15 protein-coding genes are annotated in these 13,300 nt (G+C 68.6%); 9 read left to right on the top strand and 6 right to left on the bottom strand.

The features are described from left to right. Positions 1 to 60 precede the first annotated feature (60 nt). A complete protein-coding gene (locus A5659_RS19500; RefSeq protein ID WP_066868313.1) occupies positions 61 to 498 on the top strand; it encodes an SRPBCC family protein in 438 nt (145 codons plus the stop codon). A gap of 57 nt (positions 499 to 555) precedes the next feature. On the opposite strand, the gene A5659_RS19495 is transcribed toward A5659_RS19500, so the two are convergent. Continuing rightward, the gene (locus A5659_RS19495; protein ID WP_197498099.1) at positions 556 to 1,317 is read right to left on the bottom strand and encodes an Rv3717 family N-acetylmuramoyl-L-alanine amidase; all 762 of its coding nucleotides are present in this window, start codon (positions 1,315 to 1,317) and stop codon (positions 556 to 558) included. Positions 1,318 to 1,415: 98 nt separating this feature from the next. Here A5659_RS19495 and A5659_RS19490 point away from each other — a divergent pair, with 98 nt between their 5' ends. Together A5659_RS19490 and recR are read left to right on the top strand one after the other, a co-directional pair. Beyond that, positions 1,416 to 1,760 carry a YbaB/EbfC family nucleoid-associated protein gene (locus tag A5659_RS19490; RefSeq protein WP_066868317.1) on the top strand — a complete coding sequence of 115 codons (345 nt, stop codon included), beginning with the start codon at positions 1,416 to 1,418 and terminating at the stop codon, positions 1,758 to 1,760. A gap of 16 nt (positions 1,761 to 1,776) precedes the next feature. Continuing rightward, positions 1,777 to 2,388, top strand: coding sequence for a recombination mediator RecR (recR, locus tag A5659_RS19485; protein ID WP_067183546.1), 612 nt, complete (start codon positions 1,777 to 1,779; stop codon positions 2,386 to 2,388). Positions 2,389 to 2,394: 6 nt separating this feature from the next. On the opposite strand, the gene A5659_RS19480 is transcribed toward recR, so the two are convergent. The 3 genes from A5659_RS19480 to A5659_RS19470 are packed head-to-tail and all read right to left on the bottom strand — an operon-like array spanning position 2,395 to position 4,809. Then, complete coding sequence (locus tag A5659_RS19480; protein ID WP_067183543.1) at positions 2,395 to 2,817, bottom strand: hypothetical protein; 423 nt, start codon at positions 2,815 to 2,817, stop codon at positions 2,395 to 2,397. Positions 2,818 to 2,828: 11 nt separating this feature from the next. Next, positions 2,829 to 3,524 carry a type 1 glutamine amidotransferase gene (locus A5659_RS19475; protein ID WP_156749283.1) on the bottom strand — a complete coding sequence of 232 codons (696 nt, stop codon included), beginning with the start codon at positions 3,522 to 3,524 and terminating at the stop codon, positions 2,829 to 2,831. Between the two features lie 4 nt (positions 3,525 to 3,528). Beyond that, positions 3,529 to 4,809, bottom strand: a complete 1,281-nt coding sequence (locus A5659_RS19470; protein WP_067183535.1) for a Mur ligase family protein — start codon at positions 4,807 to 4,809, stop codon at positions 3,529 to 3,531. A gap of 78 nt (positions 4,810 to 4,887) precedes the next feature. Here A5659_RS19470 and A5659_RS19465 point away from each other — a divergent pair, with 78 nt between their 5' ends. Next, complete coding sequence (locus tag A5659_RS19465; RefSeq protein WP_066868325.1) at positions 4,888 to 5,880, top strand: DEDDh family exonuclease; 993 nt, start codon at positions 4,888 to 4,890, stop codon at positions 5,878 to 5,880. Positions 5,881 to 5,895: 15 nt separating this feature from the next. Here the strand turns inward: A5659_RS19465 and A5659_RS19460 are convergent, their stop codons facing one another. Then, positions 5,896 to 6,570: a response regulator transcription factor gene (locus tag A5659_RS19460; protein ID WP_066878765.1), complete on the bottom strand. Its 675-nt coding sequence runs from the start codon at positions 6,568 to 6,570 to the stop codon at positions 5,896 to 5,898. Between the two features lie 119 nt (positions 6,571 to 6,689). Between A5659_RS19460 and A5659_RS28245 the strand changes: the two genes are divergently transcribed. Further along, a complete protein-coding gene (locus A5659_RS28245) occupies positions 6,690 to 6,845 on the top strand; it encodes a DUF6131 family protein (protein WP_165827896.1) in 156 nt (51 codons plus the stop codon). A gap of 140 nt (positions 6,846 to 6,985) precedes the next feature. Here A5659_RS28245 and leuA read toward each other — a convergent pair whose 3' ends face one another. Next, a complete protein-coding gene (leuA, locus tag A5659_RS19455) occupies positions 6,986 to 8,899 on the bottom strand; it encodes a 2-isopropylmalate synthase (RefSeq protein ID WP_369829387.1) in 1,914 nt (637 codons plus the stop codon). Positions 8,900 to 9,190: 291 nt separating this feature from the next. Between leuA and A5659_RS19450 the strand changes: the two genes are divergently transcribed. The 4 genes from A5659_RS19450 to A5659_RS19435 form a co-directional block, all read left to right on the top strand. After that, a complete protein-coding gene (locus A5659_RS19450; protein WP_066868330.1) occupies positions 9,191 to 10,456 on the top strand; it encodes an aspartate kinase in 1,266 nt (421 codons plus the stop codon). Beyond that, positions 10,457 to 11,491: an aspartate-semialdehyde dehydrogenase gene (locus A5659_RS19445; RefSeq protein WP_067183528.1), complete on the top strand. Its 1,035-nt coding sequence runs from the start codon at positions 10,457 to 10,459 to the stop codon at positions 11,489 to 11,491. It begins immediately after the preceding gene. 8 nt (positions 11,492 to 11,499) lie between these two features. Beyond that, complete coding sequence (locus A5659_RS19440; RefSeq protein ID WP_082976132.1) at positions 11,500 to 12,630, top strand: DUF4185 domain-containing protein; 1,131 nt, start codon at positions 11,500 to 11,502, stop codon at positions 12,628 to 12,630. A gap of 201 nt (positions 12,631 to 12,831) precedes the next feature. Beyond that, positions 12,832 to 13,300, top strand: a 469-nt coding sequence (locus A5659_RS19435; RefSeq protein ID WP_197498097.1) for a DMT family transporter, incomplete at its 3' end; no start/stop codon positions are given.

Here is a 13,300-nt window from a genome sequence, read left to right as displayed (position 1 = left end):
AGCCCGTGCACCCGTCGCGAGCGGGCGGTACCGGGGAAATCAGCATGAGGAGGGGTCGCCTTGGGACAGGTGAGCGCAGAGAGCACCATCTTGATCAACGCGGAGCCCGCGGCAACCCTTGCCGCCGTCGCGGACTACCAGAACGTCCGCCCGAAGATTCTGTCGCCGCAGTACAGCGACTACCAGGTGGTGCAGGGCGGTCAGGGCGCGGGCACGATCGCCAAGTGGAAGCTGCAGGCCACCAAGTCACGCGTGCGCGACGTGCAGGCCGACGTCGACGTGGCCGGGCACACCGTCATCGAAAAGGACGCGAACTCGTCCATGATCATCAACTGGACGGTGGCCCCCGCCGGGCCCGGCTCCAGCGTCACCGTGAAGACCACCTGGACCGGCGCTGGCGGCGTGAAGGGCTTCTTCGAAAAGACCTTTGCGCCGTTGGGGCTGAAGAGGATTCAGGGCGAGGTGCTGGCCAACCTGAAGAAGGAACTGGAGAGCTGACCTAGCGGGGCGACGATGGCGGCCGGAACGGCCGGTTGAGGAGCCCCGCAATCAAGCTCAGCGCGCCTGGCCCTGCGAGGCCAAGAACCCCGCGACGCCGCGGACCAGTGCGTCGGCATACTTCTGCCGGCCCTCGGCGGATTCCATCAGCGCCGAGTCGGCGGGGTTCTTCATGTTGCCGCACTCGACGAGGATGGACGGGTACTGCGCCAGGTTCAGGCCGGTCAGATCCGAGCGGCCGTAGAGACCGTTCTGGCCGATGTAATTGGCCGGCGGGATCCCCGAGCCCTGCATCTGGTCGCGCATGATCCGCGCGTACTGCACCGACGGGCCCGCCTGCACCTGGTTGAGCGGCGGCGCCGAGTAGTTGACGTGGAATCCCCGCCCGGACGGCGGACCGCCGTCGGCGTGAATGGACAGGACCGCGTTGGGATGCAGCGCGTTGGCCGCGTTCGCGCGTTCGTCGACGCACGGCCCCAGGCCGGTGTCGTTGGCGCGGGACAGCGCGGTCCGCACGCCGAGGGCGCTCAGTTCGGCGCGCACCCGCAGCGCGGTGTCCCAGGTGAAGCTGTGCTCCATGTAGCCGGTGTTGGTCGCGGTTCCGCTGGTCTGACAGTCCTTCGTGCCGCCACGGCCGGTGGGCACCTGACGGTTGATGGAGCCGTCGTTGGAGCCGTTATGGCCCGGGTCGATGAAAACCACCATGCCGGCGATGTTGGACGGGACCGCCCCCGCGGTCGGCATGATCGCCGTCGAAGCGGCGACGAGCACACCGACCGCCAATTTGATCCCGACACGTCTGCTCAGTCGTAGGTCCACGGCGCAAAGCTAACGCCGAGCGGTCTACGCTGGGGGTTTCGAATCGCCGGAGACTCACGAGCGAAACCAACTCGAGACCAAGATGCGAGGGGATTGTCATGCAACCCGGAGGCGACATGTCGGCGCTGCTCGCCCAGGCGCAGCAGATGCAGCAAAAGCTCATGGAAGCCCAGCAACAACTGGCGAACGCCGAGGTGCATGGTCAGGCCGGCGGGGGTTTGGTGCAGGTCGTCGTCAAGGGCAGCGGCGAGGTGATCGCGGTGAAGATCGACCCGTCCGTCGTCGACCCATCGGACATCGAGACCCTGCAGGATTTGATCGTCGGCGCGATGGGGGACGCGTCCAAGCAGGTCACCCGGATGGCCCAGGAGCGGTTGGGGTCGCTGGCCGGCGGCTTCGGTCCCCCGCCGGGGCAGCCGCCTGCGCCGGCGCAGGGGCTCTAGGCGCTCCGCCACCGTCATGTTCGAAGGACCCGTCCAGGATTTGATCGACGAGCTCGGCAAGCTGCCGGGCATCGGGCCCAAGAGCGCCCAGCGCATCGCGTTCCACCTGTTGTCGGTGGAACCGCCGGACATCGACCGGCTGACCGCGGTGCTGGCCAAGGTTCGCGACGGCGTGCGGTTCTGTGCGGTGTGCGGCAACGTCTCCGACAACGAGCGGTGCCGGATCTGCGCGGATCCCCGCCGGGACGGCTCGCAGGTGTGCGTGGTCGAAGAGCCCAAGGACGTCCAGGCCGTCGAGCGCACCCGCGAGTTCCGCGGCCGCTACCACGTTTTGGGCGGTGCGCTCGATCCGCTGTCCGGGGTGGGGCCCGATCAACTGCGGATCCGCGAGCTGTTGAGCCGGATCGGCGAGCGGGTCGACGACGTCGACGTCACCGAGGTGATCATCGCCACCGACCCGAACACCGAGGGCGAGGCGACGGCCACCTACCTGGTGCGGATGCTGCGCGACATCCCCGGCCTGACCGTGACCCGGATCGCGTCGGGGCTGCCGATGGGCGGGGACCTGGAATTCGCCGACGAGTTGACGCTCGGTCGCGCGCTGGCCGGGCGCCGGGCCATGGTCTGACGTTCGTCAGGCCTTGCTCAACTGGAACGGCCGGGTGACGGTCCGCCCAGGCTCTCCGCCACACGCGTCCGTCGTCGTCTGCTGGCCTTCGCCGGCGAGCGACACGGCATCGAAGCTGTAGTCGACGGTCACCGGAGCGATTACGCCGTTCGGGCACTGCGCCTGGGCCGTGCCGCTGTGCGTCCATCGCCCGTTGGCGAGGTGGAACTCCCAGCTGGTGACCAACGTCCCGCCATCTTGGGAGGTCGCCCGGGTGCAGTCCGATCCGCACGGGACGAAAAGCCAGGCGGTCGGTTTGTCGTTGTCCGTGTAGAGCACGTTGTACCGGCCGTTCAGCACTTCGGGGTCGGCGTGCGCCGGTGCCGACGACGCGAGAAACGCGGCGGTCAACGCGGCGCCGGCGGCAAGTCTGTGGCTGATCTTCGTCATCTCGTTTCGTCCTAGCGGGCCGCAAGCCGCTCGCGGCGCAGCAAGTCGACCTCCGGCATCGGCAGCGGCGCCAGCTCGCCGACCACCGTGCCGAGCAGCAGGTCGGCCAGCTGCGGGTTGCGGGCCAGGCATGGGCCGTGCATGTAGGTCGCGATCACGCTGCCCTGCACTGCGCCGTCGAAGCCGTCACCGGACCGGTTGCCCGCGCCCTTGACCACCGCGCCCAGCGGCGACGCCGCCGGCCCCAGCACGGTGCCGCCGCGGTGGTTCTCGAATCCGGTGAGGCGCTCGGTCAGGCCCGCCAGCAGCGGCTTGGTCGCCAGCTCGCCGATGGTGCGCGCCTGTTGCGGCGACGTCGTCGCGTCCAGCATGCCCACGCCGTCGACGCGTTCCCCGGCCGACGTCTCATACCAGTGCCCGAGCACCTGAACGGCCGCGCAGATCGCCAGCACCGGAGCGCCCCGGTCCGCGGCGCGCTGCAGGCCCGGGTATTTGATCAGGTGCCGGGTGGCCAGGCGCTGCGCGTAGTCCTCCGCGCCGCCCAGCGTGTAGAGATCCAGCGACTCGGGAACCGGGTCGGCCAGCGTGATCTCGACGATCTCGGCGGCGATGCCGCGCAGCCGGAGCCGTTGCCGCAGCACCAGCGCGTTGCCGCCGTCGCCGTAGGTGCCCATCACGTCGGGCAGCACCAGCCCGATCCGTACCACCGAGTCAGCCATGGCGCGCCAATGCCCGTTGCAGCTGCAGGAACGCCGTGTAGTTGGCGACGACCTCCACCCGTCCGGGCGGGCACGACGCGATCGCGGCGACGGTGTCGTGCACCAGGGTGTGCTCGACGCCCGCATAGCCGAGCCGCACCGCCAGGTCGGTGCCGCGCTCCCCGGCGGCCACCACCGCGGTCTCCTCGCGCTGCTGAAGCTCGCCGGATTCACCTCGTGACGCACGAGGCTCACCGGCGAGAAGCTCGAACCGCACGTCCCACAGCCACGACAGGTCCTCCCCGTCGGGCACCTGGCCGTTGACCGAGATGACCACCCCGGCCGCGTGCTTGTCCACCATCGACAGCGCCTCCTGCCAGCCGGCCGGGTTCTTCGCCAGGAGGATGCGCACCTCGTGCGCGCCGACCCGGACCGTCCGATAGCGCCCGGCGACCTCGTCGACGGTCGAGACGGCCGCCACCGCCTTGCCGGGATCGGCGCCCAACGCCACGGCGGCCGCGACGGCCTGGGCGGCGTTGCCCCGGTTGACCGCGCCGGGCAACGCCAGCCGCATCGGCAGCGAGAGGCCGTCCGGCCCGTAGAGGCTCTCGTCGTCGAACCACCACTGCGGGCTGGGGCGTTTGAAGTCCGCGCCCGTGGAATACCAGTGGCCCCGGTCGCGGACGATGACCTCGCCGCTGCGCGGGCAGCTGACCGAGTCGTTCGACCACGACCCACCCGCGGCCACCCACACCACGTTCGGGCTGTCGTAGGCGGCCGAGGTCATCAACACGTCGTCGCAGTTGGCCACGACGACCGCCCCCGGGTGCCGGGCCAGGCCCGCGCGCAGGGTCCGTTCGATGACGTTGATCTCGCCGACCCGGTCCAGCTGGTCGCGCGACAGGTTGAGCAGCACGACGACGCCGGGGTCGACGGCGTCGGACACGTGCGGGACGTGCATTTCGTCGACTTCCAGGGCCGCCAGCGGCGCACCCCGATTGGCCGCCAGCGCGGCGATCAGGCCGGCGTCCATGTTGGCGCCCTCGGCGTTGGTGGCCACCGAACCGAGCGTCGCCAGCGCGGCCGACGTCATGCGGGTGGTGGTGGATTTGCCGTTGGTGCCGGTGACGATGACGGTGCGCCGTCCCGCGGCGAGTTGCCGGAGCACCGAGCGGTCCAGCGTCATCGCGATCAGGCCGCCGATCATCGCCCCGGCGCCGCGGCCGGTCACCCGCGACGCCCAGCGCGCGCTCGCCCCTGCGGCGAGGGCCAGACGGGCACGGGTGGTAACCACCCCGGAAGTTTAAATGTGCCACCCCGACACGGCGTCTTTCGACCGGGTGATGTCGGTCGGCCGTGCCATCCTCAGTGCATGAGCGGGGTGCCCTGGGGTCGGCCGGCCAGCGAGCCGGACGCGGGCTGGGCCGTCGTTGACGTCGAGACCTCGGGCTTCCGGCCGGGCCAGGCGCGGATCATCAGCGTGGCCGCACTCGGTCTGGACGCCGACGGCAACGTCGAGCACTCGGTGGTGAGCCTGCTCAACCCCGGCGTGGACCCGGGCCCCACCCATGTGCACGGCCTGACCGCCGCCATGCTGGAAGACCAGCCGCAATTCGCCGACATCGTCGGCGACGTGGCCGAGGTGCTGCGGGGGCGCACCCTGGTCGCCCACAACGTGGCGTTCGATTACGCGTTTCTCGCCGCCGAAGCCGAACTGGCCGAGACCGAACTGCCCGTCGACAGCGTCATGTGCACTGTGGAGCTGGCCCGGCGGCTGGACCTCGGCATCGACAACTTGCGGCTGGAGACGCTCGCGGCGCACTGGGGCGTCACCCAGGAGCGGCCGCACGACGCCTTCGACGACGCGATGGTGCTGACCGGTGTGCTGGCTTCGGCGCTCAAGCTCGCCCGCGAGGGCGACATCTGGTTGCCGATCCACCCGGTGACCCGGCGCCGCTGGCCGAACGGCCGCGTCACCCACGACGAGCTGCGCCCGCTGAAGGTGCTCGCGTCCCGAATGCCGTGCCCATATCTGAACCCGGGCCCCTACGTCGGCGGCCGACCGCTGGTGCAGGGCATGCGCGTGGCGCTGGCCGCCGAGGTCGGCCGCACGCACGAGGAACTCGTGGAACGGATCCTGCATGCCGGGCTGGCCTACAGCGACGCGGTCGACCGGGAGACCTCGCTGGTGGTCTGTAACGACCCCGCCCCCGAGCAGGGCAAGGGCTACCTCGCGCGGCAGCTGGGGGTGCCGGTGCTCTCCGACGCGGAGTTCATAGCCGGCATCGGCGCGGTGATCGGCGGCACCAGCATGGACGAATTCACCGACGTCCGGGCGCTGGATCAGCAGCTCGCGCTGTTCTGACAGCTGCTTTGCCCGTCAGGGGCCGCCGTGCCAGTGTTCGATGCGGTGATGGTCGGGAGCGAATCCGTGCTCGACGCCCCACAACACTGCCTGGGTGCGACTGCCGAGGCCGAGCTTGCGATAGATCGTCCGAATGTAGGACTTCACGGTGTTAGGACTCAGGTAGGTCAACCGCGCCACGTCCGCGTTGCTCTTACCCTGGGTGATCAGCGCAAGGATCTCCGCTTCGCGATCGCTGAGTCCTTCACCGCGACCCGGCCAGTCCAGCCCGGGCGCGCTGCGCGCCCGGCCTGCCACCGGACTGATGACCACTTCACCGGAATGCACGGCCTCTAAAGCGGCAACCAGCTCGCGCGCCGGAAGAGTCTTGGAGAGATAGCCTCGCGCGCCGCGCTGCCGTGCGCTGGCGATGAGATCGGGGTGAAAGTTCCACGTATATACGACGACTCGGCGCGCTCGCGGGTTGGCAACCAGAATTCCGATCTCTTCGTGATCGGATTCGGGTTGGGCGAATGAGTCGTACAGCACGATGTCGACCGCGTCATCGACGGGCATGGTGGAGTCGAGTTCTGCGATGACGACGCGGTCTCGGTACGGGTCCAGCATGTTGGCTACGCCCTTGACGACAACGTCGTAGTCGTCGACGAGCGCGACGGTGATCGGCGTTCGGGATCGCGACTCGGGTGGCATGCCGACGAGATTACCTACCTAAGGGTGTATTGGTACCCCCCTTAAGGGTGGTCGACTGAGCTCAGCGTCGGGCAACCGGCCGAACCAAGCAGTCAGGCATTTCAAGGGGAAGGCGCACCATGATCATTCTCGGTATCGTCCTGCTGATCGCGGGATTTCTGCTCAAGATGTCCATCTTGTGGACCCTCGGGATCATCCTCGTTGTGATCGGAGCAATCCTGGCGGTCCTGGGAAGCACCGGCCGGGCGGTCGGCGGCCGACGGCACTACTTCTGAGACGGCCGCCGCGCATCGCCTGGGACGCACTGTCGCGAGTTCTCGAGTGGCTGCTCGCCGTTTAGCGTTCAGGGCCCATCAGCGGGGGACTCGCCGCCACGGCGCCGTGGCGGCGAGTCCCCCGCATTAGCGCTGTTTGATCACCCGCGAGCGGCGCGGTTGACCGCCGACACGACCGCGCGCAGCGACGCCGAGGTGATGGACGGCGCGATGCCGACCCCCCACACCGTCTGACCGCCGACCGGACCTGATGGGTGCCGACCCGCTTCGCCCGGCAACGCCGCGCTCGCGATCGACACCGGACCTGATGGGTGCCGACCCGCTTCGCCCGGCAACGCCGCGCTCGCGATCGACACCGACGCCTCCACGTAGGCCGCGGCCTGCGCGTCGTCACCGGCGCTCATGGCGTGTTCGGAGTAGTCCAGGACGGCCACGTCGAAGCCGACACCGCCGAGCGCGTGCACGAACGCGGCCAGCGGGCCGTTGCCCTGCCCGCTGATCTCGGTCTCCACCCCGTTGATCTTGACCGTCGCGGTGATGCGGGTGACCCCGCTGTCGTCCTCCGCCGCGTCGACGCGCTGCTTGATCCGCTCCAGCGGCAGGACCGGGGCCAGATACTCCTCGGAGAAGGCATCCCACATCTCCTTGGGGCTGACCTCGCCGCCTTCCCCCTCGCTGATCTTCTGCACCACCTGGGAGAACTCGATCTGCAGCCGGCGCGGCAGGGCCAGGCCGTGATCGGCCTTCATGATGTAGGCCACCCCGCCCTTGCCCGACTGCGAGTTGACCCGGATCACCGCCTCGTAGGTACGCCCGACATCCTTGGGGTCGATCGGCAGGTACGGCACCTGCCAGAGCATGTCCTCGACGTCCGCGCCGGCCTCATCAGCGTCGACCTTCATCTGGTCCAGGCCCTTGTTGATCGCGTCCTGGTGGCTGCCGGAGAACGCGGTGTAGACCAGGTCGCCGCCGTACGGGTGCCGTTCGTGCACCGGCAGCTGGTTGCAGTACTCCACGGTGCGGCGGATCTCGTCGATGTTCGAGAAGTCGATCTGCGGGTCCACGCCGCGGGAGAACAGGTTCAGCCCCAGCGTCACCAGGCACACATTGCCGGTGCGCTCGCCGTTGCCGAACAGGCAGCCCTCGATGCGGTCGGCCCCGGCCTGATAGCCCAATTCGGCTGCGGCGACGGCGGTTCCGCGGTCGTTGTGCGGATGCAGGCTCAGGATGACCGATTCGCGGTTGGCCAGGTTGCGGCTCATCCACTCGATCGAATCGGCGTAGACGTTGGGCGTGGCCATCTCGACGGTGGCGGGCAGGTTGAAGATGATCGGGTTGTCCGGGGTCGGTGCGATGATCTCGCCGACGGCGTCGCATACCTGTTTGGCGTATTCCAGCTCGGTGCCGGTGTAGGACTCCGGCGAGTACTCAAACCGCCACCGGGTGCCGGGGTATTTGGCGGCTTCCTCGACGCACTTGCGGGCGCCTTCGGTCGCGATGGCCTGCACCGCGGCGCGGTCGGCGCGGAACACGACGCGGCGTTGCAGGATCGACGTCGAGTTGTAGAAGTGCACGATGGCCTGCGGCGCGCCGTCGCACGCCTCGAAGGTGCGCTCGATCAGCTCCGGCCGGCACTGGGTCAGCACCTGGATGGTGACGTCGTCGGGGATGGCGCCGTCGGTGATGATTTCGCGGACGAAGTCGTAGTCGGTCTGGCTGGCCGACGGGAATCCGACTTCGATTTCCTTGTAGCCCATGCGAACCAACAGATCGAACATGCGGCGCTTGCGTGCCGGGCTCATCGGGTCGATCAGCGCCTGATTGCCGTCACGCAGGTCCACCGCGCACCACAGCGGCGCATGAGCGATGACCCGGTCCGGCCAGGTCCGGTCGGGCAGCCGGATGGGCTCGACCTCTTCGGCGAAGGGCCGGTACCGGTTAACCGGCATGGACGAGCCGCGCTGCGGGTTCCAGGTGGGCTGCCCGGGCGCTGGTGGGCCCGCGGGCGAGACGATGGTGCGTGTCGAACTGAATGCGTCGGGATTGCAAGTCACGGTGATTGCTCCGGGGTATCAGAAGGGAACTTCAGACCGGCGCATCGCGAACACCCGCGACGGGAAGCCGGTCTGGATCAGACCCCGTCGCGGCGTCCGAGGAGGAGCACCCGCTGCACGTCCTGCACTTTACCGCTTATGGCGCCTTGTTAAAAATGCCGCCGAGACGGTAGCGAATGCGCGGGCCGGGGAACCAGGTATCGCGACGTAAATCACCATGCGGTGGCACGTATTCTGTTGTGGACTTATACGCGAATTTTCGATGTCCAGGGCCGGAGAGGCGGGAAAACCGTGGCGCTCGTCGTGCAGAAGTACGGCGGATCCTCAGTGGCGAACGCCGATCGGATCCGCCGCGTGGCCGAGCGCATCGTCGCGACCAAGAAACAGGGCAACGACGTGGTCGTCGTCGTCTCCGCCATGGGCGACACCACCGACGACCTGATGGACCTGGCCCAGCAGGTGTGTCCGGCGCCGCCGCCGCGCGAACTGGACATGCTGCTGACCGCCGGTGAGCGCATCTCCAATGCCCTGGTCGCGATGGCGATCGAATCGCTGGGCGCGCAGGCGCGCTCGTTCACCGGCTCGCAGGCGGGCGTGATCACCACGGGCACCCACGGCAACGCCAAGATCATCGACGTCACGCCGGGACGGCTGCAGGCCGCGCTCGACGAGGGGCGCATCGTGCTGGTGGCCGGTTTCCAGGGCGTCAGCCAGGACACCCGGGACGTGACCACGCTGGGCCGCGGCGGGTCGGACACCACCGCGGTGGCGCTGGCCGCGGCGCTGCGCGCCGACGTGTGCGAGATCTACACCGACGTCGACGGCATCTTCAGCGCCGACCCCAGGATCGTGCACAACGCCCGCAAGCTGGACACCGTCACCTTCGAGGAGATGCTCGAGATGGCGGCGTGCGGCGCCAAGGTCTTGATGCTGCGCTGCGTCGAATACGCGCGCCGCTACAACATTCCGGTGCACGTCCGATCCTCTTATTCGGAAGACCCGGGCACCACCGTCGTCGGATCGATCAAGGACATAGCCATGGAAGACCCCATCCTGACCGGAGTCGCGCACGACCGCAGCGAGGCCAAGGTGACCGTCGTCGGCATTCCCGACATCCCCGGATATGCCGCCCGCGTCTTCCGGGCGCTCGCCGATGCCGACGTGAACATCGACATGGTGTTGCAGAACGTCTCCAAGGTCGAGGACGGCAAGACCGACATCACCTTCACCTGCTCACGGGACAGCGGGCCCACCGCGGTGGCCAAACTCGATGCGCTCAAGGACGAGATCGGGTTCAGCCAACTGCTCTACGACGACCACGTCGGCAAGGTGTCGCTGATCGGGGCGGGCATGCGCAGCCACCCGGGCGTCACCGCCACCTTCTGTGAGGCCCTGGCCGAGGTGGGTGTCAACATCGAGCTGATCTCCACCTCGGAGATCCGGATCTCGGTGCTGTGCCGCGACACCGAACTAGACAAGGCCGTCGTGGCGTTGCACGAGGCGTTCGAGCTCGGCGGCGAGGAGTCGGCGACGGTGTATGCGGGGACGGGTAGATAAATGGTTGCTATCGGAGTTGTTGGCGCCACCGGCCAGGTCGGCCAGGTGATGCGCCGGTTGCTCGACGAGCGGGACTTCCCCGCGACGACGGTGCGGTTCTTCGCCTCGGCGCGCTCGCAGGGCCGCAAGCTGGAGTTCCGCGGCCAGGAGATCGAGGTCGAAGACGCCGCGACGGCGGACCCGAGTGGGCTGGACATCGCGTTGTTCTCCGCCGGCAAGACGATGTCGCTGGTGCAGGCGCCGCGGTTCGCCGCGGCCGGGGTAACGGTGATCGACAACTCGTCGGCCTGGCGCAAGGACCCGGACGTGCCGCTGGTGGTGTCCGAGGTGAACTTCTCCCGCGATGCCGGCAACCGACCCAAGGGCATCATCGCCAACCCCAACTGCACCACCATGGCCGCCATGCCGGTGCTCAAGGTGCTGCACGAGGAAGCCGGGCTGCAACGCCTGGTGGTGTCGAGCTATCAGGCGGTATCGGGCAGCGGGATCGCCGGGGTCGAGGAGCTGGCCACCCAGGCACGCGCGGTCATCGACGGCGCCGAGCAGCTGGTGCACGACGGCAACGCCGTAGCGTTTCCGGCGCCCGAAACCTACGTCGCGCCGATCGCCTTCAACGTGATCCCGTTGGCCGGCTCCCTGGTGGACGACGGCTCCGGTGAGACCGACGAGGACCAGAAGCTGCGCCACGAGAGCCGCAAGATCCTCGGCATCCCCGAGCTGGCGGTCAGCGGCACCTGCGTGCGGGTGCCGGTGTTCACCGGGCACTCGCTGTCGATCAACGCCGAATTCGAACGGCCGCTGTCGCCGGAGCGGGCCAGCGAACTGCTCGACGGCGCGCCCGGGGTCAAGGTGGTCGACGTGCCGACCCCGTTGGCGGCCGCCGGTGTCGACGAGTCGCTGGTCGGCCGGATCCGGCGCGATCCCGGGGTGCCCGACGGCCGCGGCCTGGCGCTGTTCATCTCCGGTGACAACCTGCGCAAGGGGGCGGCGCTGAACACCATCCAGATCGCCGAGTTACTCGCCGCCGAGTTGTGAATCCGCGGGTGAGTTCCGCGACGCGGTTCTCGCTTCTTGCGGCGTCATTGCTTGTGCCGCAATGCTTTTGGATAGCGCATGCCGACCCGCCCGCTCCGGCGCCCGAGCCGGTGCTGCAGCCGTTGGCGCCCGGTCAGGTGCTGCGGATCGGCCCCACCGCCGGAACCGGCACGCCGACAGGGGATTACGGCATCGGCGCGACCGATCTGTGTGAGTTCGTGGAGTTTCCAGCCGAATTGCTCCAAGTGTGCGGCGACAGCTTCGCGGGTCAGGGCGTCGGCTTCGGCGGTTGGTACGCGCCCGTCGCGTTGCGCGTCGACACGTCCTCCGTCGACGATCCCGGCGGGGTGCGCTACACCGGGGTCACCGGCATCAGCAATCCGCTGCTGGCCGATCCCGCCCCGCCGGGGGCCTCGCAGTTACCCGCCGGGGTGGTGCAGATCAATCGGCGCAACTACCTGATGGTGACGACGACCAAAAACCTCGAACCGCAGACCTCCCGGCTGGTGACGGCCGAACCGGCGCGCGCGGGCTGGCAGACGATCCCCGGGTCCAAGCGGCCCGCCTCGTATCAGGGTGGCTCGCAGACGCAGATCAGCGGCTACTACGACCCGATCCCCACCCCGGAGTCACCCAGTGGGTGGGTGTACATCGTGGCCGACAGTTTCACCCGCCGGGACCCGGTGGTGCTCTACCGGGCCACACCGCAGACGTTCACCGACCGGTCCCGGTGGCAGGGTTGGGCGGCGGGTCCGCAAGGGGGCTGGGGCAAGCCGCCGACGCCGCTGTGGCCCGACGCGGTGGGTGAGATGTGCATCCGGCAGATCGACGGCAAGGCGGTGCTGTCCTATTTCAACGCCGTCACCGGCAACATGGAGGTCCGGGTGGCCGACGACCCGACGTCGCTCGGCGACGCGCCGGTCACCACGGTGGTGCAGCACGACGAGTGGCCGGACCCGGCGGAAAGCCTGCCGCCGGCCTACGACAATCGGCTGGCGCAGCCCTACGGCGGCTACATCTCACCCGGCTCGACGCTCGACGAGCTCCGAATCTTTGTCAGTCAGTGGGACACCCGCGCCCGGGTGGCCGCGCCGTACCGGGTGATCCAGTTCGCGGTCAATCCGCTGCGGCCCGAATAGCAGCCTTTAACGGCTCCCAGCCGCACAAGTTGCGGGCGCCGTCGCGATCGACTCCCCGATGACCCCATCGGGAGCGCGACAAGCCAGATGGTTGGCCGGGCGTCCTCGGGTTGGGTTAGTGCGTCGGCAGGTAGGAAACCCCGTCATTCGTATACATCCGCAGCGGTGTGCATCGGATCGAACATTGCAAAGGAGTCAGCTATGTCAAACGCCGGTATCGCGCTGGTGCTCGCCCTGTGCGCGGCACTGGCATCGGCGTTTGGGAATGTGATTCGTCAGCGCTCCGCGCAAGAGATCACCGACGAACCAGTCGGCCACCTCGCCCTGTTCCGCAAGTCGTTGGGCGACACTCGGTGGTGGTTGGGCAGCGCGGGGGCTGTCGCCAATTACGCCCTGCTGGCCGCGGCGTTGGGCATTGGGTCGGTAATGCTGGTGACGGCGCTGCAGGTGACGGCACTGCTGTTCGCTTTGCCGATCTATGCGCGGCTGACGCATCACCGGATAACCCGCTGGGAATGGGCCTGGGCGGCGCTGCTGGCAGTCGCGTTGGTCGCGTTCATCATGATCGGTCAGCCGGAGGCGGGCCAATCGCGGGGATCGCTGACAAGCTGGACCGTCGTCGTCATGGTGATAGCCCCGCTGTCGGCGTTGTGTGTCTTGGGCGCGCGGA

The sequence above is a fragment of the Mycobacterium sp. 1165196.3 genome (genome assembly GCF_001673415.1).
Taxonomy (GTDB): domain Bacteria; phylum Actinomycetota; class Actinomycetes; order Mycobacteriales; family Mycobacteriaceae; genus Mycobacterium; species Mycobacterium europaeum_A.
This window is presented reverse-complemented; position numbering and strand designations above follow the sequence as displayed.